Source organism: Streptomyces sp. NPDC006463, from assembly GCF_042870715.1.
In the GTDB taxonomy this organism is placed as follows: Bacteria; Actinomycetota; Actinomycetes; order Streptomycetales; family Streptomycetaceae; genus Streptomyces.
The window spans coordinates 238,235-261,885 of sequence record NZ_JBIAHP010000011.1 but is presented as its reverse complement, the minus strand read 5'-3'; the positions used below and the strand labels follow the sequence as shown (position 1 = coordinate 261,885).

At 73.1% G+C, this 23,651-nt stretch carries 20 protein-coding genes; 13 read left to right on the top strand and 7 right to left on the bottom strand.

Annotated features, from left to right (window positions below):
• Positions 1-337 precede the first annotated feature (337 nt).
• The 4 genes from ACFYOB_RS21935 to ACFYOB_RS21920 form a co-directional block, all read right to left on the bottom strand.
• Entirely contained in the window at positions 338-1,930 is a 1,593-nt protein-coding gene (locus ACFYOB_RS21935) for a molybdopterin-dependent oxidoreductase (RefSeq protein WP_388561841.1), read from the bottom strand.
• A gap of 43 nt (positions 1,931-1,973) precedes the next feature.
• On the bottom strand, positions 1,974-2,177 hold the full coding sequence (locus ACFYOB_RS21930) for a hypothetical protein (protein ID WP_388561839.1): 204 nt from the start codon (positions 2,175-2,177) through the stop codon (positions 1,974-1,976).
• Between the two features lie 134 nt (positions 2,178-2,311).
• Positions 2,312-4,813, bottom strand: coding sequence for an alpha-N-acetylglucosaminidase (locus tag ACFYOB_RS21925; protein ID WP_388561837.1), 2,502 nt, complete (start codon positions 4,811-4,813; stop codon positions 2,312-2,314).
• Positions 4,814-4,823: 10 nt separating this feature from the next.
• Complete coding sequence (locus ACFYOB_RS21920) at positions 4,824-6,512, bottom strand: ricin-type beta-trefoil lectin domain protein (protein ID WP_388561835.1); 1,689 nt, start codon at positions 6,510-6,512, stop codon at positions 4,824-4,826.
• Positions 6,513-6,685: 173 nt separating this feature from the next.
• On the opposite strand from ACFYOB_RS21920, the gene ACFYOB_RS21915 reads away from it, so the two are divergent.
• The 6 genes from ACFYOB_RS21915 (at position 6,686) to ACFYOB_RS21890 (ending at position 9,980) form a co-directional block, all read left to right on the top strand.
• Positions 6,686-7,348: a TetR/AcrR family transcriptional regulator gene (locus ACFYOB_RS21915; RefSeq protein WP_388561833.1), complete on the top strand. Its 663-nt coding sequence runs from the start codon at positions 6,686-6,688 to the stop codon at positions 7,346-7,348.
• 14 nt (positions 7,349-7,362) lie between these two features.
• On the top strand, positions 7,363-8,304 hold the full coding sequence (locus tag ACFYOB_RS21910; protein WP_388561831.1) for a serine/threonine dehydratase: 942 nt from the start codon (positions 7,363-7,365) through the stop codon (positions 8,302-8,304).
• A gap of 135 nt (positions 8,305-8,439) precedes the next feature.
• Positions 8,440-8,805, top strand: a complete 366-nt coding sequence (locus ACFYOB_RS21905) for a hypothetical protein (RefSeq protein WP_388561829.1) — start codon at positions 8,440-8,442, stop codon at positions 8,803-8,805.
• A 104-nt stretch (positions 8,806-8,909) separates the two neighbouring features.
• Positions 8,910-9,245, top strand: coding sequence for a hypothetical protein (locus tag ACFYOB_RS21900; protein WP_388561827.1), 336 nt, complete (start codon positions 8,910-8,912; stop codon positions 9,243-9,245).
• Positions 9,242-9,688 carry a MerR family transcriptional regulator gene (locus tag ACFYOB_RS21895; protein ID WP_388561825.1) on the top strand — a complete coding sequence of 149 codons (447 nt, stop codon included), beginning with the start codon at positions 9,242-9,244 and terminating at the stop codon, positions 9,686-9,688. The genes ACFYOB_RS21900 and ACFYOB_RS21895 overlap by 4 nt, the downstream gene beginning before the upstream one ends.
• On the top strand, positions 9,669-9,980 hold the full coding sequence (locus ACFYOB_RS21890; RefSeq protein WP_388561823.1) for a hypothetical protein: 312 nt from the start codon (positions 9,669-9,671) through the stop codon (positions 9,978-9,980). Before ACFYOB_RS21895 ends, ACFYOB_RS21890 begins: the two co-directional genes overlap by 20 nt.
• Positions 9,981-10,021: 41 nt before the next feature.
• Here the strand turns inward: ACFYOB_RS21890 and ACFYOB_RS21885 are convergent, their stop codons facing one another.
• Positions 10,022-10,714, bottom strand: a complete 693-nt coding sequence (locus ACFYOB_RS21885; RefSeq protein ID WP_388561821.1) for a hypothetical protein — start codon at positions 10,712-10,714, stop codon at positions 10,022-10,024.
• A gap of 403 nt (positions 10,715-11,117) precedes the next feature.
• On the opposite strand from ACFYOB_RS21885, the gene ACFYOB_RS21880 reads away from it, so the two are divergent.
• The 4 genes from ACFYOB_RS21880 (at position 11,118) to ACFYOB_RS21865 (ending at position 17,336) form a co-directional block, all read left to right on the top strand.
• A complete protein-coding gene (locus tag ACFYOB_RS21880) occupies positions 11,118-12,452 on the top strand; it encodes an ABC transporter substrate-binding protein (RefSeq protein WP_388561819.1) in 1,335 nt (444 codons plus the stop codon).
• Positions 12,453-12,514: 62 nt separating this feature from the next.
• Complete coding sequence (locus ACFYOB_RS21875; protein WP_388561980.1) at positions 12,515-13,447, top strand: carbohydrate ABC transporter permease; 933 nt, start codon at positions 12,515-12,517, stop codon at positions 13,445-13,447.
• Positions 13,444-14,265: a carbohydrate ABC transporter permease gene (locus ACFYOB_RS21870; RefSeq protein WP_388561817.1), complete on the top strand. Its 822-nt coding sequence runs from the start codon at positions 13,444-13,446 to the stop codon at positions 14,263-14,265. Before ACFYOB_RS21875 ends, ACFYOB_RS21870 begins: the two co-directional genes overlap by 4 nt.
• A gap of 50 nt (positions 14,266-14,315) precedes the next feature.
• Positions 14,316-17,336, top strand: a complete 3,021-nt coding sequence (locus ACFYOB_RS21865; RefSeq protein WP_388561815.1) for an alpha-mannosidase — start codon at positions 14,316-14,318, stop codon at positions 17,334-17,336.
• On the opposite strand, the gene ACFYOB_RS21860 is transcribed toward ACFYOB_RS21865, so the two are convergent.
• The gene (locus ACFYOB_RS21860) at positions 17,314-18,753 is read right to left on the bottom strand and encodes an alpha/beta fold hydrolase (RefSeq protein ID WP_388561813.1); all 1,440 of its coding nucleotides are present in this window, start codon (positions 18,751-18,753) and stop codon (positions 17,314-17,316) included. The genes ACFYOB_RS21865 and ACFYOB_RS21860 overlap by 23 nt on opposite strands.
• Before the next feature lie 152 nt (positions 18,754-18,905).
• On the opposite strand from ACFYOB_RS21860, the gene ACFYOB_RS21855 reads away from it, so the two are divergent.
• The 3 genes from ACFYOB_RS21855 to ACFYOB_RS21845 all read left to right on the top strand — a co-directional run bounded on the left by ACFYOB_RS21855 (position 18,906) and on the right by ACFYOB_RS21845 (position 22,231).
• Positions 18,906-19,583 carry a DUF4328 domain-containing protein gene (locus ACFYOB_RS21855; RefSeq protein ID WP_388561811.1) on the top strand — a complete coding sequence of 226 codons (678 nt, stop codon included), beginning with the start codon at positions 18,906-18,908 and terminating at the stop codon, positions 19,581-19,583.
• Positions 19,584-19,739: 156 nt separating this feature from the next.
• Positions 19,740-21,761 (top strand): FAD-dependent oxidoreductase, encoded by a 2,022-nt coding sequence (locus ACFYOB_RS21850; protein WP_388561809.1) that lies wholly within the window; start codon positions 19,740-19,742, stop codon positions 21,759-21,761.
• Positions 21,762-21,817: 56 nt separating this feature from the next.
• Complete coding sequence (locus tag ACFYOB_RS21845; protein ID WP_388561807.1) at positions 21,818-22,231, top strand: PaaI family thioesterase; 414 nt, start codon at positions 21,818-21,820, stop codon at positions 22,229-22,231.
• A gap of 5 nt (positions 22,232-22,236) precedes the next feature.
• Here the strand turns inward: ACFYOB_RS21845 and ACFYOB_RS21840 are convergent, their stop codons facing one another.
• The gene (locus ACFYOB_RS21840; protein WP_388561805.1) at positions 22,237-23,556 is read right to left on the bottom strand and encodes a sensor histidine kinase; all 1,320 of its coding nucleotides are present in this window, start codon (positions 23,554-23,556) and stop codon (positions 22,237-22,239) included.
• Positions 23,557-23,651 lie beyond the last annotated feature (95 nt).

Below are 23,651 nucleotides of genomic sequence, written 5' to 3'. Positions count from 1 at the left end.
CCCGGGGGTCTTGACTCCGGACCCCGCTGCTCGCCGCGGCTCGGCGAAGGCGGCCGGCTGCTGCGGCGGACTGTCCTCGTCCTGCGCGGAAGTCGCCGGGAACAGCGTGGCGTTCGCCTTCCACCCGCCCGTCGAGGGCAGCCGCTGAGCCAGGGCTCCGGGCATGTTCCCGAGGTCGCGCCACACGGTGACCTGACCGGCGGGCTCCGAGCGGTGCCGTGGAAGTAGGTGCTCCCGGTGCCTCACCGGCCTGGGTGAACCGGGCCCGGCCGACCGGCGGGCCGGTCATCGCCCCGGCCTCGTGCCCGGCGCCGACGCCGGTGCCGAGCTCCACGGCTCACACTCCCGGCCCGACGTGCACCGTCACCGCGTGCCAGCCGGTCGCCCCGTCGGGCAGGGTCCCGGTGCGTTCCCCCGTCTGGGGGGTGCCGGTGCCGTCCGTGGCGCGGACCTCCAGGGTGTGCCGGCCGGCGGTCGCCTGCCACGGCCACACCCACTGACGCCAGGTGTCGGCGCCGTCCGAGGCCCCCAGCCGCGCCTCGTTCCAAGGGCCGCCGTCCACGCGTACCTCGACCCGCGTGATCCCCCGGTGCTGCGCCCACGCCACCCCGGCGACCGCGACCGGGCCCGGCACGAGCACCGAGGAAGGGCGGGGGGTGTCGATCCGCGACTGCGTCTTGACCGGGCCCATCGCGGCCCAGGACCGGCGCACCCAGTACGCGTCGTACGCGGCGAAGGTGGTCAGGCGCAGCTCGCTCAGCCATTTGCAGGCGGAGACGTACCCGTACAGGCCCGGTACGACCATCCGGACCGGGAACCCGTGGGCGAAGGGCAGCGGCTCGCCGTTCATCCCGACGGCCAGCAGCGCGTCCCGTCCGTCCATCACGGTCTCGACGGGCGTGCCGATCGTCATGCCGTCCACCGAGCGCGACACCAGCTGGTCGGCCGGCCCGCCCTGGGACGGCGGCCGTACGCCGGCCTCGCGCAGCAGGTCCGCGAGGCGGACGCCGAGCCAGCGGGCGTTGCCCGCGTACGGGCCCCCGACCTCGTTGGAGACACAGCAGAGGGTGATGTCGTGTTCGACCAGGGGGCGGGCGAGCAGCTCCTGCAGATCGAGGGTGAGGGGCTTCGTGACCCCCTCCCCGTGGATGCGCAGGCGCCAGGTGTCCGCGTCCACGCGCGGTACGACCAGGGCGGTGTCCACGCGGTAGAAGTCCTGATTGGGCGTGACGAAGGGGGAGATGCCGGGCACCGGGAGATCCGCTCCGGCGGGGACCGGCGGCGCGGGCACGGCGGGCCTGGGTAGACGGAAGCGGGCCCGGGACGCCGTCGCTCCGGCGGAGCCGTAGGCGCCGAGGCGCCGCCCGGCGAGGCCGGCCACGGCGGAGACCGCGAGGGTGACGACGACCAGCCGTCCGAAGCCGCGGCGGTCCATCGCCCAGGCGCCGCCGGGCGCGGTCCCGGCGGGCCGGGGCCGATTCGCCGCCGTGACCAGCAGGTACAGCACTCCGGCCGAGGCCGCGCCGCCCACCAGCGACGGCAGCGCGTCGCGCCAGGACGCCGCCGGCCGGCCGAGCGCGGCCGCCGCCCCCAGCAGCCCGAAGCCGGCGGCGACGGCCAGCCCGGCGGGGAGGTGGCGGACGGCGAGCATCCCGACCCCGGCGGCGACCACGCCCAGCACGGCGACGATGCCGAGCGTCAGCACCAGCTTGTCGGCGGTGCCGAACGCCTGGATCGCCCACTCCTTGACGGCCGCGGGCGTACGGTCGACCACGGCCGCGCCGACGGCAGTGAGCGGAGAGGACTCGGGCCTGACGGCGGCCGCGGCCAGCTCGGCCAGGGCCAGTCCCGCAGCGGCGGCCACCAGCCCGCTGACCGCTGCGGCGAACAGCCGCCGCCGGCGCCCCGGGTCTGCCTTCGCACGGTCCATGGGGGATCACCGTTCCGTCCTTGTGCCGACACCCCACGGTAGGTCAGCCCCCGGCGACACCGCCTGTGGCCGCGCCGCCGTCCGCTTCGGGGACCCGGGCGCGCGGAAGCACGCCGTCGTCGACGGTCCGGTCCTCCCGGACGCCTTCGTCCCAGCCGCGGTCCGGCATCGCCCGCCGCTTGCGGAGCTCCACCACCCCCTCGGCGAGCAGCAGGGCCGGAGCTTGCTCCTGTTCGGTCTCGGACATGCCCCCGATCCTTTCCGGGCGCGCGCCGCGCGAGGGAGTGCCCGGTGCCCGCTCCCTCGGACGGGGAGGGATATTCCCCCGGCAGAGTGACGATCACCCGATAAAGCGATGATCACCCTGCTCGGGGGTGTACGTCAGTTCGCCGCCGCCGGGAGGGACGCGGCGATCGCGGCGGCCAGGCCGTACGGGTCCCCGCTCGGCCGGACCGGATGCCGGGTGGTCCGCCGCGCCCACTCCTCCTCGAAGGCGTGCCAGTCGATCGCGCGCGGCGCGGCCCGCCGGACCAGCGCCTCCTCCAGCGAGTCGAAGTACGCGTCCCACCTGCGGGCGTACAACTCCGAGATCAGGCCGCTCCATTCACGGTTCGCGTAGTCGTGGAGGAAGCCGCCCTCACTGGTGCCGCGAGGGCCCCACACACTGAGGATCGAGCGGGCGTCGTACTCGTACCGGTCCTGCTCGGCCCGGTCGGTGCCCGAGGAGCGGGCCCGGTCGAGCCAGCGGCCGAGCAGGAAGTTCGGGTCGCAGCCGGTGATCGCGTCCAGCTTCCGCTCCCCGTCCCGCCACTCGTCGGTCAGGTCACGGAAGAGGGCCTGGTTCCCGGCCTCGTACGCCGCCTTGATCTTCGGAAGCAGTACCCGCGAGTGGTTGGCGAGCGCCTGTCGGGCGGTGTCCACGAGGTCGAACCGGTAGGCGCTGGAGGTGCGCAGCCGCGGATCCACCCTGAGCAGGTGGTCCAGTGCCCGGCGGACCGAACCGGCCGGGTAGCGCACCGACTTGGGGCTCCAGTACGCCGCCCCGGCCGCGGTCAGGCTCGGCCGCGCGGTGAACAGGCTGTCCTGCGACTCCGACCACAGCCCCGACGAGGTGCTGTACGGCCCCTTGCGCAGCTCCTCCCACGCCGCCGCGGCCTCAGCGTCCGGCCTGCCGTAGCGGCGGGCCGCGAAGTCGGCGAACCACCGGCGCTGGTCGATCGGCTCCGGCTCCCAGGCCAGGTCGGTGAACAGGTCGAACGCGGCCGGATTGGTTCCGGTCGCCTCCGGCAGGTAGGCGATCCCGGTGAGCGCGCTGTTGCTCTTGGCACGCCAGGGGCCGAAGCGCTCGATCCACACGGAGGTGTTCGCCCCGATGGTGGTGTGCCCGCCGAAGTTGTAGATGGTGCCCATCGCGTACGGAGCGCCGCCCCAACGGGTCTCGCGGTCCAGCCGGTTGTACCGGTCCGACAGCCCGTCCAGGATCAGCAGCTTCGAGGTGTCCACGCCGGCCAGGAGTTCCGCTGTCGGGTCGTCCTGCCAGCCGAGCACCGCCCACAGCGCGCCCGGGTGGGCGGCGTGCAGGGCGGCCTGGACGGCCCCCGCGGCGGACTTCACGTCCACCGGGCCCGTCCGGCCGCCCTCGTGCAGCGGGCTCATCCGGAACATCGTGCTGTCCCCGAACACCGCCCGCTGCTCCGCGTAGTACGCGGCGGCCAGCTTCCCGAACGTCGGCGAGGCCGGGTCCAGCCAGTCCGGCCGGTCGAAGCCCGCCCAGTCGCCCTGCGGCACGGTGGCCGAGTCCGGGTTGCGGGCGGCGAACTCCGGCGGCACGGTGCCGAAGTAGCCGGGCAGGACCGGGGTCATGCCGAGCCCGCGCAACTGGTCCGCGATCCGGCCGCCCAGCTCGGCGCGCTCGCGCATCAGCCGCTCCGAGACCGGGCCGCCGAAGCCGCTGAGGTTCTGCAGCAGCCACCAGCTCTGGTGGCCGGGGCCGGGGATCCACCGGCGCAGTTCCTCGGTGGAGTAGCCGAAGCCCTGGAGCGCCCGGTAGTACGGGTACTCGGCGCCGACCTGCACGAACACCTCGTTGATGCCGTGCAGGGCGAGCAGGTCGATCTGCCGCTGGTGCTCCTCGAAGGAGCGGTACGGGCCGGAGTACCCGTCATCGGTGTCGTTGAGCGCGTACCGGTGCGGTACGAGCGCGCTGCGGGTGACCGGCGCCGGGACCCCCGGCAGTTCGGCGGGGAGCATGCCGATGCTGTCGCCGGGCCAGCCGATGTCGGCCCCGGCGACGTGCTGGAGGTACCAGCCGACACCGGTGAGCAGGGTGGCTCCGGTGCTGCCGTGCACGGTGATCTTGCCCGGCGTTCCGGAGACGGTGAAGGTGTCGGCGGCGCCCGCCGAGTCGGGCAGGAGGGTGAACTGCCCGGCGTGGCGCGGCAGTAGCCGTTGCAGGGCGGCCCGCGCGGGCGCGACGTCGAAGGTCCGGGGGCGCGGCGCGGCCGGCTGCAGGGCGCCGCGCGCGCGGAGGCGTACGGGCAGGCCGGCCTGCCCGGGTGCGGCCGGGTGCGCGCCTTCCCGCGCGTCACCGCGTACGTCGGCCCGCGCGGGCGGCCCCGCAGCCGGGGCGGGGGCGCCGGGCGCGGGCCCCGCGCAGACCAGGGCGAGCAGCGCCGCGGGGAGGGCGGCGAGGGCGACCGGGCGGGGGACGGGCAGGCGCCCGCGTCGTGGTGGGGGCGCGGGAGCGGGCCCGGGTGCGGGCAGTGGCACGGGCTCGCGCTTGAGCTCGGGGCCGGGGTCGGGGGCAGGGGCAGGGGCAGGGGGAGGGGCGAGCTCGGGCATCGGTGTCCGGTTCGGCGTCGGGTCCGGGTTCGGGTTCGTCATCCGTCCGCCGTCAGACCGGCAGGGCCCAGGCCTGGTCGACCCGGTGGTCGCCGCAGGGAGCCAGCCGCAGCCGCTCGGCCGGGGCGTCCGGGGTGGCTGCCGCGGCCGGGGCCGTCAGGCACCGTCCGCTCACCTCCTCGACGAGCGCCCCGTCACGGCGGTGCGCCCAGCTCTGGCCCTGCTGCCCGGCCTCCGCGGGCGCGCAGTCCGCCAGCTCCACCAGGCCGTCCTCGCCGGCCGAGAGGCACTCGCCGGCCAGCCGCAGGCTCGCGTCGCCGCCCACGGCCCACCGCTGGTCGGGGGCTCCGGTGCACGTCCCCATGACGACCGCCCCGACACCCGTGGTGTTGGCCCCGTCGGCGCACTTGGCGCCGTCACCGACGATCTGTCCGGTCGGTACCGCCTGGGCGCAGCCGCGCGGGGTGAGCCGCCAGACGGCCGTGTCGTGACCGGCCAGCCTCCCGGTCAACGTCTCGGAGACCTCCCGGCGTTCCCCGCTCCACAGGTTTCGCGCGTCGGCCGTACAGGACGGCAGCCCGATCTCGTCGAGGGGCACGTTGATGTCCCGGGCGGCGCCCGAGCGGTTGAGCACGGCCACCGCGCGGTCGCCGTTCGCGAGCGGCCGGACCAGGATCTCGAAGGTCGCGTTCGAGGAGACCACCGCTCCCTGACGGCCCATGGGGTCCTGGTCCAGCTCGATGAGCCGGGTGTTCCCGAGGGCGGCGAGCCCGCCCGGGGTCAGGTGGGAGACCTCGGACGACAGGATGAAGGGGGCCGCCATCATGGCCCACAGGGCGACCTGGCTGCGGCTCTCGGCGTCACTGAGTCCGGGGGCGCCCGCGATCAGGAAGTCGGGGTCGTTCCAGTTGCCGGGGCCCGCGTAGCGGCCCAGCCAGCGGTTGTAGCCGTAGTTGCCCATCACCGAACTCCACCGGGAGGTGGCGGGGGCGGCCGGGTTGTACACCTTGATGTCCCGGCCCTCGCGCCACAGCTGGCCGGTCTCGCCGACCCACCCGAGGACCTTGTGCCAGTCGGAGCCGCCCCATTCACCCTGCTGGAAGTAGGCGGGCGCGGAGGCCGACAGCACCATGTCCCGGCCGCTCGCGCGCAGGGCCGCGGCGACGGCGTTGTACGCGTCCCGGTAGGCCTGTTCCTTCGTCTTGCCCTCCGGCACCCACAGGTTGCAGCCGTCCATCTTGACGTAGTCGACGTTCCAGGAGGCGAACTGCCGGGCGTCCTGCGCGTAGTGGTCCGCGCCGCCGCCCTGGGGGGCGCCGCTTCCCGGGTACTTCTCGCAGGTGAGGGAGCCGGCGTCCTGGTAGATGCCGAACTTCAGGCCCTTGGCGTGCAGGTGGTCGCCGAGCCAGGCCATGCCGTGCGGGAACTTCTCCTTGTCGACGACCAGCGCGCCCCGCGCGTCGCGGCTCTTGGTCATCCAGCAGTCGTCGACGGTCACCGTGTCGTAGCCCTTGTCGGCGAGCCCGGTGGACACGAGCGCGTCGGCGTTCGCGACGACCTTGGCCTCGTCGATGTCGCACATGTAGTGCGCCCAGTTGTTCCACCCCATGGGAGGGGTGAGCGCGAGCGGGGTGTCGGAGGTCGCGGTGGGCTCGGCCCCCGCCGGGGCGGGGGAGAGCGCCAGGGCGAACAGGGCGGCCGCGGTCAGACAGGGGAGCGAGGTGCGCAGGCGAGGCGGCACGGAGTCTCCTTGACGTGGACGTACGTGGGGCAGTGGGGCAGTCGTGCGCCCAGTGCAGCGACGCGACTACTCGCTGTCAATGAAAGTCGATGATTATCCGCCAATGACCAGCAATATGGCCGCAGTCGATGAGGCACCGAAGGTCTGATACGGCGTATGTTACGGTGTATCTCATGCCGAGGAGATCAGCCGCCCTGGACCGGGCCACCCCCGAGACGATCGCCGTCGCCGCCCTGCGCATCCTCGACGAGGAAGGGCCCGCCGCCCTGAGCTTCCGCGCCCTCGCCGACCGGCTCGACGTCTCCCACGCCACCGTCCAGCGCCGCTGCGCCGACCTCGCCGGACTGCTCGACCTCTGCACCGAGCACCTGGCCGCGCAGCTCCCCGACGTCCCCGCCGGAACGGACTGGGCGGACGTCGCCGAGCAGCGGTTCGGCGCGCTGTACCGGCTGCTCACCGCCCACCCCGGGCTGCTGGTCCTGCGCGGCGGCCGCCCCTGGCTCGGGCGGCAGCTGCTGGCCCGGCTCGTGGAGCCCGCGCTCGCCGACAGCGTGGCTGCGGGGATGACCGCCGCCGAGGCGATGACCGTCTACCGCCGCATGTACCTGCTCACCCTGGGCAGCGCGGCCTTCGTGGACCACCGGGACCCGGCCGGAGCCACCGCCGCCTCCCGGGCGGCCCTGGCCGCGCTGGACCCCGCCGAGTTCCCGGTGCTCACGGGCGGGCTGGCCGACGTACTGCCACCGCTGACGGACCACGAGGTGTACTACGGCGCCCTGCGCCAGCTGATCGAGGCCGCCCGGCCCGCCCGGCCGTCCGCCGCGCCCACCGCCTGATGAGGAGACCGACCATGCAACCGGAACAGCAGCTCGACTACGCCGCCGTACGCGCCGCCGCCGACCGGATCGCCGGAGCGGTACGCCCCGTCGCCGTGGCCCCGGCGGCCGAGGGCGTCTGGTACGCGCTGGAACACCTCCAGCACACCGGCTCCTTCAAGGCCCGCGGCGCGCGCAACTTCCTCGCCGCCCACCGCGAGGCCGGCACCCTCCCGGAGGCCGGCGTCACCATCGCCTCCGGCGGCAACGCGGGCCTCGCCTGCGCCTGGGCGGCCCGCGCCCAGTCCGTACCCGCGACCGTGTTCCTGCCTGTGGGCGCTCCCCGGGTGAAGGTGGAACGGCTGCGCGGGTACGGGGCCGAGGTGCGGCTCGTCGGCGACCGGTACGCCGAAGCGCTGGCCGCCTGCGAGGAGTTCGCCACCGCGAGCGGGGCCCTGAGCAGCCACGCCTACGACCACCCGCTCATCGCGGCGGGCGCCGGGACCCTGCTCGACGAGATCCGGGCCGCACTGCCCGGGCTGGACACCGTGGTCGTCGCCGTCGGCGGCGGAGGACTGTTTGCCGGGGTCGCCACCGCCGCCCGCGAACACGGCGTACGGGTGGTCGCCGCCGAGCCGGAGAACTGCCGGGCCCTGAACGCGGCCCTGGCGGCGGGCCGCCCGGTCGACGTCGCCGTGGACTCCGTGGCCGCCGACTCCCTCGGTGCCACCCGGGTCTCCGGGGACGCGCTGGCCGCCGCGCAGCACGAGGCCGTGCGGTCGGTCCTGGTCCCGGACGGGGCGATCACGGCCGCCCGGCGCGCGCTCTGGGAGGAGCACCGGCTCGTGGTCGAGGCGGGCGCGGCCACGGCGCTGGCAGCGCAGCGCGGCGCGTCGCGGCCGCTGGGCGAGCGGGTCGCCGTGATCCTCTGCGGGGCCAACACGGACCCCGCGGACCTGGTGGCCCCCGCGGTCTGAGCCCGGCCCCGACGGACGACGATCGTCGCGGCGGCCGACGACTTTCGAGGACAGCACCGGGCGCCGCCCGTTTGTGAGGGTTCGTAGTGTCCAGGCGACGGCCGCCGGACACGACGAACGACACGGAGGAACGGCGTGGCACAGCGCAAGGGTTGTCTGATCGGCTGCGGGGTGGCGCTGGTGCTGGGCATCGGCCTCGCCGTGGCCGCGGTCTTCGGCGTGGGCAAGGTCCTCGACGCGGCCGACAAGACCCTGGTCGACCCCAAGGTCTACGAGGCCGTGAAGACCGGTGACGCGGAGAGCGAGGTCCGCGCCAAGCTCCCGTCGGGCGACTCCTTCGTCAAGAGCGCCCTCAAGGAGGGAGGCCCTGCCGAGCCCGAGGGCAGCGCCTGCTCCTGGTACGTGTCCAGCGGCGACCCCAAGAACGGCAACGAGACGGTGCTGCGCTTCTGCTTCAAGGACGGCAAGCTCGCCGAGAAGGCCGAGTACCCGATGAAGTAGCGCCGGTGCGGGGCGGGCGCGGAGGTGCTTGCATCCGGTACCCAGGTACGGGTTTACCGTCGGAGGTGTCCCCGGCTGCAGGGGCGCGATGACGGGAGAAGGCCATGAGTGCTCCGGCGTGGGTGCCGCAGTCCTGCACACTGCCCACCGAGGAGCGGCCCCCGCGGGTCGCGGAGTGGGACGCTCTGTTCGCCGAGCGCCTGACGTCGCTGTCCCGGCCCGGGCGCCTGGGCCTGCGCCTTGAGCTGAGCGGCGGGCCGGGTGTCGAGGAACGAGTGCGTGAGCTGGTGGCGCGAGAGGCCGGCTGCTGCTCGTTCTTCGCCTTCACCGTCACGGTCGGCGACATCTCCGTCCTGCTGGACATCGCCGTCGACGAGGCGCACGAAGCGGTCCTGGACGCCCTGGTCGCGCGGACCGCTGCCGACGGGGAGTCGCGGTGAGCACGGGCCTGCGCAGCGGGCAGCTCGCCGCGGCGGCCGGGGTGAACGTCCAGACGCTGCGCTACTACGAGCGCCGTGGCCTGCTGGCCGAGCCCGAGCGCAGCAACGGCGGTCACCGGCTGTACGGCGAAGACGCGGTGACCGCACTGCGGGTGATCAAGGCCGCCCAGCGCCTCGGCTTCACCCTGGAGGAGGTCGCCGAGCTGCTGGAGGCCGGCCGCCACCGCCACGGCCGCCCGGTCGCCGGACTCCAGGAGCGCGCTGCGGCGAAGCTCGCCGAGGTCGACGCGAAGATCGCGGATCTCACCACCATCCGCACCGCCCTGACCGCCGCCGCCGAGGCGGGCTGCGACGACCTCACCGTCTGCGCCGGAAGCGCGTGCTGCCCGATCCCCTTCACCGACCTCGCCGAGGAGAACCGCCATGCCGGACGCTGCTGCTGACCGGCGCCCCCCGCGCACCCCGAAGGTGCTCGCGGGCCTGGCCGCCCTGGCCTGTGTGGCCTGCTGCGCCCTGCCCACCCTGATCGCCGCGGGCGTCCTCGGGGCCGGGGCCGGGGCCGGGGCCGGGGCGGTGGTGGGCCGGCTGCCCGCCCTCGCCGTCGCCTTGGCCGTGCTCGCGGCGGGAGCCTGGTGGCTGGGCCGGCGCCGCCGCTCCTGCGCATGTGGAGGGAAGAGCGCAGGCGGGGACGAGTGCGGCTGCGAGCCCGCCGGCGGGACGCGGAACACCCACTGAGCACTGCGGTTCGCCGGACCGGTCACCGTCACCGTCAGGGCTCAGCCGCAGTCGCGTACCGAGCAGAGCTCCACCCGGCGGATGCCGGGCAGCTGAGCGATCTGCTGCTCCAACTGCACACGCTGCGCCTCGGGGAGGTCGTCGGGGAAGCGGACCTCCAGGTAGGAGACCTGGTCCGACCCCGATCCGTAGACGCTGGTCGCACCGTACGGCCGGAGCCGCTCCGTGGCGTCCCCGAGTCCGCCGCGGAACCAACCGGGTTCGGTTTCGGCCCGATAGCTGTGCGGCTGGGCCAGCGAGGGTCCGATGTGGAAGTGCCAGACGCAGAACACGGTGAGCGCCACGGCTCCAGCGGTCACCAGGGCGCCGACGATCCCGGACAGCAACGCCGCGACCGGGCGTTCGCGCGGATCCCCGAGGGCGGCCAGCAGGAGGAGGAGCGCCGACGGCCAGAACAGGAACATGCCGATGAAGACCCCGAGCACCCCCCACGGGATCAGCACGATTCCCACGATCAGGCAGCCGCGCGTGAAGGCCCGAGTGCTGCGGAGGAAGAGCGGGATCGCGACGCACGCGCCGGTCAGGGCGTACAAGGCGCCGATGTGAGTGAGGCCGAGCCCCCACAGCAGGGGTGCAGCGGCGGTCAGCACCGCGCCCGCCGCGAGAGCCCGCTGCACCTTGTGGACCCGGCGGCTCTGGTGGAGCCGCGCGTCGCTTTCCTGTCCGGCACTCATGGCCGCCCCCTCGTACCTTGAACGTGTTCAACTGAACGCGTTCAAGGTATCAGGCCCGCTTCGGGGAGGGGTGACCGCGCCGCCGAAGCGGTTTCGCGGCGCCTGGGTAAAGCGCATTAGTGCGGGTCTCCGGGAACCGTCGATAAAGAGTCAGATCTTGATGGTGGGCCAGCTTCGTCATTGAATCGATATCACGGTCAACCGCCTTTGAACTAAAGCGCATTAGCCCAGGTCGTGGCGGGTCTGACCAAAGTCGCCGAGGCCAGTGCGGAACCGCCGCGCCATTCGGCACCTATGTGCCACCGGCCACGGCCACCCCTGCCTCATTGACGAGGTCTTGCTTTCCGGCGACCGTGGGCACCGCCTCCGGCGACGAGGCCGGACTTCTGTGAAGGCGGCGACGATGACCCGTGCGAACCCGACCCGTATCGCCGTTGCCGCGTTGGCGGCCGGCGTCCTCCTCTCGACCGCCGCGTGCGGCATGAGCGGCAGCCCCGGGGATGTCGAGGAGGCCGCGAAGACGGGCAGAGTGGCGGGTGAGATCACCTTCCGCACGCTCCAGTTGAAGCCCACGTTCACGCAGTACGTACAGGGCGTGATCGACGGCTTCGAGAAGAAGTACCCCGAGGTCAAGGTCAAATGGGAGGACGTCCCGGGCGACGGCTACAACGAGAAGCTCGTCGCCGACACCCAGGCCGGAGCCCTCCCGGACGTGGTCAACCTCTCCACCGACTCCTTCCAGCTCCTCGGCGACCGGGGCATGCTCGCCGACGTCGCCAAACTCGACGGCGCGGTCGCCCAGGAGTACGTGCCGGGCGCCTGGGAGCAGTTCAAACTCCCGGGCAGGGGCGACGGCGTGTACGCGTACCCCTGGTACGTGACCCCGGAGATCCTCACCTACAACAAGGAGCTCTTCGAGAAGGCGGGCCTGAACCCGGCCGAGCCGCCCACCAGCGTGGAGCAGTTCTTCGACTACGCCGAGAAGATCGCCGCCTCGTCCGGCGGCCGCTACTCCGCCTTCATGGCCGACCCCAAGGGCCGGCTGCCCGGTGACTGGCAGAAGATGGGCGTACCCCTCCTCGACGAGAAGCGCGAGCGGTTCACCTTCGACACCGCCACGGCCGTCGCGTGGGTGGAGCGGATGAAGGACCTGTACGCCAAGGGCGCCATGCCCAAGGAGTCCCTGCTCAAGTCGGACGACATCAACCAGCTCTACGGCGGCGGGAAGCTCGTCTTCGGCCCCGGCTCCCCGGGCTTCGTCAAGGACATCAAGCGAAACGCCCCCCAGGTCTACGCGGGCACCCAGGTCGCGGGCGCCGTCACGGGCAAGCTCGGCCACATAGGCATCTACGCCCAGTGCCTCGGCATCAAGAAGGACACCAAGCACCTCGACGCGGCGACCGAGTTCGCCAAGTGGGTCACCAACGGCCCCAACCAGGTGGAGTTCTCGAAGAAGGCCACCATCTACCCCTCCAACGCCCGGGGCCTCGCCGACCCGTACTTCGCGGACAAGGGCGACGGCAAGGACGCGGAGACCCTTGCCCGCGCGGTCGGCGCCGAGCAGCTGAAGACCGCCGAGCTCGACGCCAACACCCCCGTCCAGTGGACCAACCAGGTGGGCGACGCCGTCGTACGCGAGGTACAGAAGGCCATCAAGGGCGAACAGGATGCCCGCACGGCGGTGAAGAAGGCCCAGGAGGAGGCCAACGAGCTCCTCGCCGACGCGGCGCGCAAGTGACCGGCGTCCAAGTGGCCGGCGCCGAGGTGGCCGGCGCCGAAGTGGCCGGCGCCCAAGAAGGCATGCGGCACCGCAGACGGTCGCGGAAGGCGAGGACGGCCGTGGAGGCCGACACCGGACTGGTCCACCGCACCTGGTGGGCCCCCTACCTCTTCCTCGCCCCCGGTCTGGTGATGGTGACGCTGTTCAGCCTCTGGCCGTTCGTCAACACCGTGATCCTCTCGCTCACCGACTCCCGGATCCTGCGCGGCGGCACCTTCGTCGGCTTCGACAACTACACCCGGGCCTTCGCCGACCCCGACTTCTGGGTGGCGACCGGCAACAGCGTCCTGTACCTCGTGGTCGTCGTGCCCTGCCTGGTCTTCCTGCCGCTGGCCCTCGCGGTCCTCGTGCAGACGAAGGTCCCCGGCATCGGGTTCTTCCGGTCCGCCTTCTACACCCCGGTGATCGCCTCCGCCGTGGTCGTCGGCCTGATCTGGCAGTGGGTGCTGCGGAGCGACGGACTGGTCAACACCGTCTTCCTGAAGCTGCGCCTCGTCTCGGAGCCGGTGCCGTTCCTGACCGACAGCACGATGCTGCTGGTCTCCGCGATGATCGTGACCGTGTGGAAGGGCCTCGGCTACTACATGGTCTTCTACCTGGCGGCCCTCGGGAACGTCTCCGCCTCCCTCCACGAGGCGGCCGCGCTCGACGGCGCCGGCCCCGTCCGCCGCTTCTTCAGCATCACCGTCCCCCAGGTGAAGCCGATGATGCTGCTGGTCGCCACCCTCTCCGCCATCTCGGCGCTGCGCGTCTTCACCGAGATCTACATCCTCGGCGGCGAGAGCGGCGGTCCCGGCGGCGGCGCCCGCACCCTGCCCTTCCTCATCCGGCAGGTCGGCCTCGGCTTCTCCGGCGAGACGGGCTACGCCTCCGCGATCTCCATCCTGCTGTTCCTCCTGACGCTGGTCTTCAGCCTGCTGGGCCGCCGTCTGTCGAAGGGAGACGAGAATTGAGGCGCCCCTGGACCGGTCCGGCCGGGCGGTACGCCACGCTGGTGCTGATGCTGGTGGTCGTGCTGGGTCCGATCGTGTGGCAGTTCCTGACCTCGATCCGCGGCCGCACCGAGAACGTGTACGACGGCGTGCTGCCCTCGCAGCCCACCCTCGACAACTACGTCCGGGTCGCCGAGTCCTTCCCGCTGCTCCAGTACGTCGGCAACACCCTGATCGTGGCCGTCCTCGCCGTCACCTCGAACACGCTGTTCGCGTCCATGGGCGGGTACGCCCTGTCCCGGGCCGGCTGGAAGGGCCGCAAGGCCGTCTTCACCGTCCTGGTGGCGTCCCTGATGTTCCCCTTCGAATCCGTGATGATCTCGATGTTCCTGACCGTCCGCGGGATGGGCCTGGTCGACACCCTCGTCGGCGTGTGGCTCCCCGGTGCGGTCTCCGTCCTCAACATCATGATCATGCGGGCGGCGTTCCTGTCCGTGCCCAAGGAGGTGGAGGAAGCCGCGGTCCTGGACGGTGCGGGCGAATGGGCCCGCTTCACCCGGGTCTTCCTGCCCGCCGCCAAGGGCGCCCTGGCCGTCGTCTGCATCACCAGCTTCATGGGTGCCTGGGACGACTTCCTCTGGCCCCTGCTGGTCCTGACCAACAGCGACAACTACACCCTGCAACTCGGCCTGAAGACCCTGGCCGGCGCCACCACCGTCAACGACCAGCGGCTCATCGCCGCCGGCGCGATGGCCGCGCTCATCCCGATGATGCTCCTCTTCTTCGCCCTCCAGCGTTTCTTCTTCAAGGGCGTGGGCGAGGGAGCGGTCAAGACCTGAGCCGATCCGTCCACCGCCCGTACCGACCATCCTCCCCTGGAGCAGCCGTCATGCACGACGACCGCAGCGTCACCGAACACCGCCTCCGCCGGGTCCTCAAGGAGCGCATCAAGCCCGCCGTCCACTCCCGCCCGGTCCCGCTGACCGTCGAGCGCTGGGAGGCCCCGGGCGAACCCGTCCCCGTCGCCGAGGGCCTGGCGGCGACGTACGAGCCCTGCGCGATCGGCGACACGTGGGGCCCGGCCTGGGGCACCACCTGGTTCAAGGTCACCGGCACCGTCCCGGCGGACTGGGCCGGCCGTACGGTGGAGGCCGTCCTCGACCTCGGCTTCGACCGGATGATGCCCGGCTTCCAGTGCGAGGGCCTGGTCCACCGGCCTGACGGCGGCGAGGTCAAAGCGCTGAACCCGTACAACGACTGGGTGCGCGTCGCCGACCGCGCCGCGGGCGGCGAGCGCATCGAGTGGTACGTCGAGGCCGCCTCCAACCCGGTCCTGGTCGACCACTCGGCCACGTCCGAGGGCGACCGGCTGACCAGCGGCGACCAGCCCCTCTACCGGCTCGCCCGGATGGACCTCACCGTCTTCGAGACCGAGGTCTGGGAACTGGTCCAGGACCTCGAAGTCCTCCACGACCTCATGACGCAGCTCGACACCGCGGACGCCCGCCGGTACGAGATCCTGCGCGCCGTCGAGGCGGCACTGGACGCGGTGGACCTCGGCGACGTGGCCGGCACGGCGGCCTCCGCCCGGTCGTGCCTGGCGGGCGTGCTCGCCGCGCCCGCCCACGCCTCCGCGCACCGGATCAGCGCGGTCGGCCACGCCCACATCGACTCCGCGTGGCTGTGGCCGCTGCGCGAGACGGTGCGCAAGGTCTCGCGCACCTCCTCCAACATGGTCAACCTGATGGACGAGCACCCCGAGTTCGTCTTCGCCATGTCCCAGGCGCAGCAGCTCGACTGGATCAAGACGTACCGGCCGGAGCTCTTCGAGCGGGTCAAGAAGAAGATCGCGGACGGGCAGTTCGTGCCGGTCGGCGGCATGTGGGTGGAGTCCGACACCAACATGGTCGGCGGCGAGGCCATGGCCCGCCAGTTCCTCTACGGGAAGAAGTTCTTCCTCGACGAGTTCGGCATCGAGACCCTGGGCGCCTGGCTCCCCGACTCCTTCGGCTACACCGCCGCGATGCCGCAGATCGTCAAGCTCTCCGGCTCCAAGTGGTTCCTGACCCAGAAGATCTGCTGGTCCCAGGTCAACGAGTTCCCGCACCACACCTTCTGGTGGGAGGGCATCGACGGCACCCGCGTCTTCACGCACTTCCCGCCCGTCGACACCTACAACTCGGACCTCGGCGGCGCCCAGCTGGCCCACGCCGCCCGCAACTACCGCGAGAAGGGTCGGGGTACGCGGTCGCTGACCCCGTTCGGCTGGGGCGACGGCGGTGGCGGCCCCACCCGCGAACACCTCGCCCGCGCCAAGCGCCAGCGGGACCTCGAAGGCTCCCCGCGGGTCGAGATCGAGCGGCCGGACGCCTTCTTCGAGAAGGCCCGCGCCGAGTACCCGGACGCGCCCGTCTGGGCCGGCGAGCTCTACCTGGAGCTGCACCGCGGCACCTACACCTCCCAGGCCAAGACCAAGCAGGGCAACCGACACAGCGAATCGCTGCTGCGGGAGGCCGAGTTGTGGGCCGCCACCGCCGCGGTGAACGTGCCGGGGTACGGGTACCCGTACGAGGACCTGGAGCGGATCTGGAAGACGGTGCTGCTGCACCAGTTCCACGACATCCTGCCCGGCTCCTCCATCGCCTGGGTGCACCGCGAGGCGCGCGAGACGTACCGGGCGCTGCGCGAGGAGCTCCAGGGCATCACCCTGGCCGCGCAGCAGGCACTCGCGGGGGAGGGCACGGAGGAACTGGTCTTCAACTGCGCCCCGCACACCCGGCGCGGCGTCCCGGCCGGCGGCGCGGGCCGCCCCACCGAGGCGGGAGCGCCCGTCACCGTGGAGGAGCGGCACGGCGGCGGGCACGTCCTGGCCAACGGGCTGCTGCTGGTGGAGATCGACGGCCGCGGGCTGGTCGTCTCCGCCTACGACCTCCAGGCGCGCCGCGAGTCGGTCGCGCCGGGGGCCGCCGCGAACCTGCTCCAGATCCACCCCGACTTCCCGAACATGTGGGACGCCTGGGACGTGGACGCGTTCTACCGCAACAAGGTCACGGACCTCGTGGAGCTGGACGCGCTGGAGGTCGCCGAGAGCGGCCCCTCGTCCGTCACCGTCCGGGTCACCCGCTCCTTCGGCCGCTCGAAAGCGGTCCAGTCCCTCACCCTGCGGGCCGGAGCCAAGACGCTCGACATCGTCACGGACGTGGACTGGCACGAGACCGAGAAGTTCCTCAAGGCCGCTTTCCCGCTGGACGTGAAGGCCGAACGGACCGCCTCCGAAACCCAGTTCGGCCACGTCTACCGGGCCACCCACACCAACACCTCATGGGAGGCGGCCAAGTTCGAGATCTGCGCCCACCGCTGGATCCACGCCGAGGAGCCCGGCTGGGGCGTCGCGCTGCTCAACGAATCCACGTACGGGCACGACGTGACCCGCGACGTGCGGGCCGACGGCGGGCAGACCACCACCATCCGGCTCTCGCTCCTGCGCGCCCCGCGCTACCCCGACCCGGAGACCGACCAGGGCTCCCACACGCTGCGGTTCTCGCTCGCGCCCGGCGCGGGGATCGGGGACGCCGTCCGCGAGGGCCACGCGCTGAACCTGCCCGAGCGCGTGGTGCCGGGCGCGGGGCCGGTCGCCCCGCTGGTGGCGGTGGACGACGACGCGGTGGTCGTCGAGGCGGTCAAGCTCGCCGAGGACCGCGGCGGCGACGTGATCGTCCGCCTCTACGAATCCCGGGGCGGCCGTGCCACGGCCACCCTCACGGCAGACTTCCCGATCACGGCGGCCGTCGAGAGCGACCTGCTCGAACGCCCCCTGGAGGGCGCGGCGGTGGGATCTCCCGCGGCGGACGGCACGGTCGCCCTGACCCTCCGTCCCTTCCAGATCCTCACGGTCCGCCTGCGCCGCTGACGTCGCGGTAGCCGTGCCGCCGCCCGGCCCGCAGCGCGTCGCGCAGTGCGGCCAGGTGCTCGGTGTCCGCGGGGATCCGCAACCGTTCCAACAGGGCCAGCGCGGGGCCTGGTTCGAGATCCCCGTACAGATCGTGGTGGCTCGCCAGCAGGGCCCGGAAGAGGGCCGGGTGCAGGACGGGGACCAGGGCCGCCGTCTCGTAGGCGGCGGCCTTGACCGGCCAGGGCACCGGGCCGGAGACCTCCAGCACCCGCCGGGCGCGGCGCACCAGCGGATCTCGGCCGGGGTCCGCCGGCAGCTTCCGTCCGGGCAGCCGGCCGATGTCGTCGCCCAGTACTTCGGCGAAGGCCGTCCCCGTGGTCCGGCGGTCCTCGAACCAGTCGAGCCACAGACAGTCGCCGACGGCCGCGGACTCCCCTGCCGCTTCCAGCCGCCGCCGGAAGCCGTTCCACAGGACCGCGGCGGGGAGCGGGCCGTCCTCCCCGAGGTGGGCCAGGTGGAGCTGGCCGGTCAACCGTGTGTCGCTGCCGAGCAGGTCCATCAGGCCGAAGGCGACCCGCAGCCGGTCGGCCAGGGGGAGCCGTTCGTCCCGGAACACCTGCCAACCCCAGTCGTCGGCGATGTCGGCCGCCGTCTGCGGCGCGCCGGGGGAGTCGTGGTCGCTCCACAGACCGGGACCGGTCTGCGTGATGCCGTCCTCGGCCAGCCAGCGGCGGGCGAGCTCGCTGTCGGCCCGGTCCCCGAGGAAGGCCGACACGGTTTCGGTGAACTCCCGCGGCGCCGCGGCGTGGACCAGGTGGCCGACCGGGATCGTCGTCATCCGGGCGTCGGGGATCCGGCGGACCAGTTCGGCGATGCCGTCCTGCGGGACATGGCTGGTGGGGCCGCCCGCCACGACCAGGGTCGGGGCCGTGATCCGGCCGAGCCCGGCTCGCCAGGCGGGGTCCGGCCGATCCAGCTGGGCCCGTACCGCGAGGACCATGGCCCAATCGAAGTCGAGTTCGCCCTCCGGCCGCACGGGCCGGGTCGCCTCGCGCGGGAAGGGGGCCGGGATGTCCTCCAGGACGAGCCGGACCACCCGGTCCGGCTGCTCCTGCGCGATCAGGTACGCCACGACGCCGCCCATCGAGTGCCCGGCCAGGTCCACCCGGTCGAGTCCGAGCGCGTCCAGGAAGGCCAGTACGTCGTCCCGCATCAGCTCCAGCGAGTACCGCTCCGTCCGTTCGCTGCGCCCGTGCCCGCGCAGGTCCAGGGCGTACACCCGGCGCTCCCGGGCGAGTTCGTCGCGTGCGGGAGCCCAGTGCCCGGCGTTCTCGCCGAGCGCGGGCAGCAGGACCAGGGGTTCGCCGTCCTCGGGGCCGGCCGCCTGGTACGCCAGCCGGACGCCGTTCGCCGTCAGGGTGTGGTGCTCCGTCATCCGGCAGACAGTACGGGCCCGGCGTGAGCCGCGGGGGCGCTGGGCGGGGTAACGCCGTGGACGGTGCTCGCGCCGTTGCCGTAAGTTCCTGCCTGCCCGCCTCCGTCGGCGGGTTTCTTCATGTCACCGTGCACCCATGGGGGTCCCTCGTCATGTCCTTCGCCACCGGTTCGCTGCCTCCGCTCGGCGCGCCCCCGCTGCGCCCGCTGGTCCGCTCGCCGAAGGGCCTGGCCACGGCGCTGACCGTGCTGCTCGGCCTGTGCGCGGCGACCCGGCTGCTCGCCGTGGCCGCCGGGTTCGACCGGTACCTGGCTCTCGACGCGCTCGGGACGAGCCCGGTGGTGGGCGCCGGGCCGGGCTGGGGGCTGTACTCGGCGTCGACGAGCCTGGTCATGCTGGCCATGCTCCCCACGGCCGTGGTGTTCATCATCTGGTTCCACCGGGTCCGGGTGAACGCGGGGGTGTGGGCACCCGGGATGTTCCGTAGCGGCGCCGGCTGGGCGATCGGAGTCTGGTTCATCCCCGTCGTCGGGTGGACCGTCCTGCCGTACCTGATCGCCATGAAGGTGTGGGCGGCCAGTGCTTCGAGGCTGCCCGGCAGCGCCGCGTCGCCCGTGTCCGCCGCCCCGGTCACCGCTTGGGCCGGCGCGCTCGTTGCCGCGATGGCGGTGTCGCTGGCCGGGAACCGGTTGGCGGTCGGCGCCACGACCGCGGACGCGATGGGTGCCTCCGCGCTGGTGGGTATGGGAGCGGACCTGCTTTACGCCGTCGCGGCGGGACTGGCCGTCGTCTTCGTGCGCCGTCTCTCGGCGATGCAGTCGGCGGCGTGAGCGCGGCGTGAACTCCGCCACAGGTGGCGGCGGGCCGGGCCGCAGGCCCCGGTAATCCCGGGCCGGCGGGGTGCCACCCGGTTTTGCACCTAGTTGCAAAACCGGGCGCCCCTCGCTAGAACAGGGACATCACCCCCGCGCGAGGAGGCGCCCCCCATGTCCCAGAGCCGGTACCCGCACCTGCTGAGCCCCCTGGACCTCGGCTTCACCACCCTGCCGAACCGCGTGATCATGGGCTCGATGCACACCGGCCTCGAAGAGCACGAGGGTGGCTTCGAGCGCCTCGCCGCCTTCTACGCCGAGCGCGCCCGCGGCGGCGCCGGCCTGATCGTCACCGGCGGCATCGCGCCCAACGACGCCGGCCGGCCCTTCGAGGGCGGCTCCCGCCTCACCACCGAGGACGAGGCCGCCGAGCACCGGGTGATCACCGAGGCGGTGCACGCCGAGGGTGGGAAGATCGCGATGCAGATCCTCCACTTCGGCCGCTACGCCTACCACAAGGACCTGGTCGCCCCCAGCCCCCTCCAGGCCCCGATCAGCCCGTTCGTCCCGAACGAGCTCACCGACATCGAGGTCGAGAGGACGGTGGAGGACTTCGTCCGCGCCGCCCGCCTCGCCAAGCTCGCGGGCTACGACGGCGTCGAGATCATGGGCTCCGAGGGCTACCTGATCAACGAGTTCATCGCCGCCGCCACCAACAAGCGCACCGACCGCTGGGGCGGCGCGTACGAGAACCGCGTCCGCTTCCCGCTGGAGATCGTCCGCCGCACCCGGGCGGCCGTCGGCGAGGACTTCATCCTCATCTACCGCCTCTCCATGCTCGACCTGATCCCCGGCGGTTCCACCCTCGACGAGGTCGTCCACCTCGCCAAGGAGATCGAGGCGGCCGGCGCCACCATCATCAACACCGGCATCGGCTGGCACGAGGCCCGCATCCCCACCATCGCCACCTCCGTCCCGCGCGGCGCCTACACCTGGGTCACCAAGCGGCTGATGGGCGCGGTGAGCGTCCCCCTCGTCACCAGCAACCGGATCAACACCCCCGAGATCGCCGAGGAACTCCTCGCCGACGGCCGCGCCGACCTGGTCTCGCTGGCCCGCCCCTTCCTCGCCGACGCCGACTTCGTCGCCAAGGCGGCCGCCGGCCGCTCGGAGACGATCAACACCTGCATCGGCTGCAACCAGGCCTGCCTCGACCACACCTTCAGCGGCAAGATCACCAGCTGCCTGGTCAACCCGCGCGCCTGCCACGAGACCGAACTCGTCCTGTCGCCCACGCAGTTGAAGAAGCGCGTCGCCGTCGTCGGCGCAGGTCCGGCCGGCCTCGCCTGCGCCGTCTCCGCGGCCGGGCGCGGCCACGCCGTCACCCTCTTCGAAGCCTCGGGCCACATCGGCGGCCAGCTCGACATCGCCCGCCGCATCCCGGGCAAGGAGGAGTTCGAGGAGACCATCCGCTACTACGGCACCCAGCTCGCCGCCCACGACATCGACGTCCGGCTGAACACCCGCGCCGACGTGGAGACCCTCCAGGGCTACGACGAGGTCGTCGTCGCCACCGGTGTCACCCCCCGCACCCCCGACATCGAGGGCGTCAACGGGGAGAACGTCGTCACCTACCTCGACGTGCTGCGCGATGGCGCCCCCGTCGGCGAGCGCGTCGCCGTCGTCGGCGCCGGCGGCATCGGCTTCGACGTCGCCGAGTTCCTCACCGACAGCGGCGAGGGCGCCTCCCAGGACCCCGAGGTGTACTTCCGCCACTGGGGTGTGGACACCACGTACACGGGGCCCGGCGGGCTCGCCAAGCCCGAGCGCCCCGCTCCGCCGCGCCAGGTCCACCTGCTCCAGCGCAAGACCACCAAGGTCGGCGCCGGTCTCGGCACCACCACCGGGTGGATCCACCGCGCGGAGCTCAAGCACCGCGGGGTCGTCTCCGTCGCGGGGGCGACGTACGACCGGATCGACGACGAGGGCCTGCACATCACCGTCGGCGGCGAGCAGCGCCTCGTGCCCGCCGACACGGTGGTCCTGTGCACCGGCCAGGAGCCGCGCCGTGACCTGTACGAGGCGCTGCTCGCGGCCGGTACCAGGGCGCACCTGATCGGCGGCGCCGACGTCGCCGCCGAGCTCGACGCCAAGCGGGCCATCCGCCAGGGCACGGAGCTGGCCGCCACTCTCTGACATCCGCCTGCCGAAGGGGATTGTGGCGGTCCGGCCGGGCCGCCACAATTTCCCGGGTGACGTTCTCCACCGCAGACGCGGACAAGGTCCTCGCCGACAACTTCGCCCCATGGGTGCTCGCCCTCGGCCTCACCGTCCAGGAGACCGGCGACCGGCACGCCGTCCTGCGGCTGCCGTGGTCCGACACCCTGGCCCGGGACGGCGGCGGCCTCTCCGGGCAGGCCCTGATGGCGGCCGCCGACACCGCCACCGTCATCGCGATCTCCGCCGCGCGCGGGGCGTACGGGCCGATGACCACCGTTCAGCAGTCGACGAGCTTCCAGCGGCCCGTCGCCGACGCCGACGTGCTGATCCACGTACGGGTCACCAAGCTCGGCAGGAGGATGGCCTTCGCCGATGTCACCATGACGCCCGAGGGCGCCGCCGAGCCGTCCGCCACGGCCTCCACCGTGTACGCCCTGCTCGGCTGAGCCCCTCAGCCGCCGGCCGCGACCGGTAGCCGGACCACCAGCCGGGCCCCGCGCGCCGACTCCTCGGCGGTGAGCGTGCCGCCGTGGTGGGCGGTCAGGTCCCGGGCGATGGCGAGACCGAGGCCCGCTCCGCCGTGGTCGCGGCTGCGGGCGTCGTCGAGCCGGGTAAAGCGCTCGAAGACGCGCTCCCGGTCACCGGGCGGGATGCCGGGCCCGTCGTCGACGACTTCCAGCACGGCGGTCCCTCCATGCGGTCCGCCGGTGGTGCGCAGCACCACCTCCACCCGCCCGGCGGCGTAGCGCTGGGCGTTGTCGAGCAGATTGGTGACGACCCGGGCCAGCCACAGCTCGGTGCCCGTCACCGCGACGCCGGACGCCAGGTCGTCGGCGCGCACGGGAACGCGGTCCCCCAGGCGTGACTCCACCGCGCCGCGGACCACGTCGCCCAGGTCCAGCCGGACCGCCAGGGCGGGCTGGGCGGCGTCGATGCGGGCGAGCAGCAGGAGGTCGGAGGCGAGCTGCTGAAGCCGCTCGATGTCCTCCAGCGCTCCGCTGATCAGCTCCGGCCACAGCTCGGGGTCCCGGACCGCGAGGGCCACCTCCAGCTGCGTGCGCAGCACCGTGATCGGGCTGCGCAGTTCGTGGGAGGCGTCGGCGATGAACTCGCGCTGGCGGTTCCCGGCGGCCTCCAGCCGGTCCAGGGTGGTGTTCATGGTCTGTGCGAGCCGGGCGACCTCGTCACGGGTGGGCGGTACGGGGACCCGGCGGTGCAGGTCCCGGTCGGTGATCTCGGCGACCTCGGCGCGGATCGCCTCGACCGGATCGAGCGCCCGGCCGGTGACCCGCCAGGTGACGAGGGCGACGGTGGCGAGCAGCAGCGGGCCGCCGACCGCCAGGGCGGCGGTGGTGGTGTCGTCGGCGGCGTCCACGTCGCGCAGCGAGGTCCCCACGAAGACGGTGACCATGCCCTGCGGGGTGTCGGTGGTGACCTGGACGACGCGCTGGCGGTGCTCGCCGCCGAGCGTGCCGATCCGCCAGGTGTGGAACGCCGTGCCGGGGCGCATCGGTTTGACCGGGGCGATGGAGGGGGCCGCGGCCAGGTTCGGGGTCGCGCGCAGCACCCGGCCGCGGGCGTTCACCACCTGGACGAAGTCGGCGCCGTGCAGCGGCGGCCGCATCCGTTCGAGATCTCCGGCGGCCGCGAGCTGGGCGACCGTCTCGGCCTGCCGCTCCGCGTCGCGCTCGGCATTGCGGAGCAGTTCGGCTTCCAGCAGCCCGAGCAGGGCGAAGGAGGCCAGGGCCAGGGCCGCGGCAACGACCACCACGGCGCCCACGGTGGCGCGGGCACGGACGGTCGTGGGCCACAGCCGCCGCAGCGGCGGCCGGCTCAGGACGCCCCGAAGAAGTCGCCGGGGGGCCG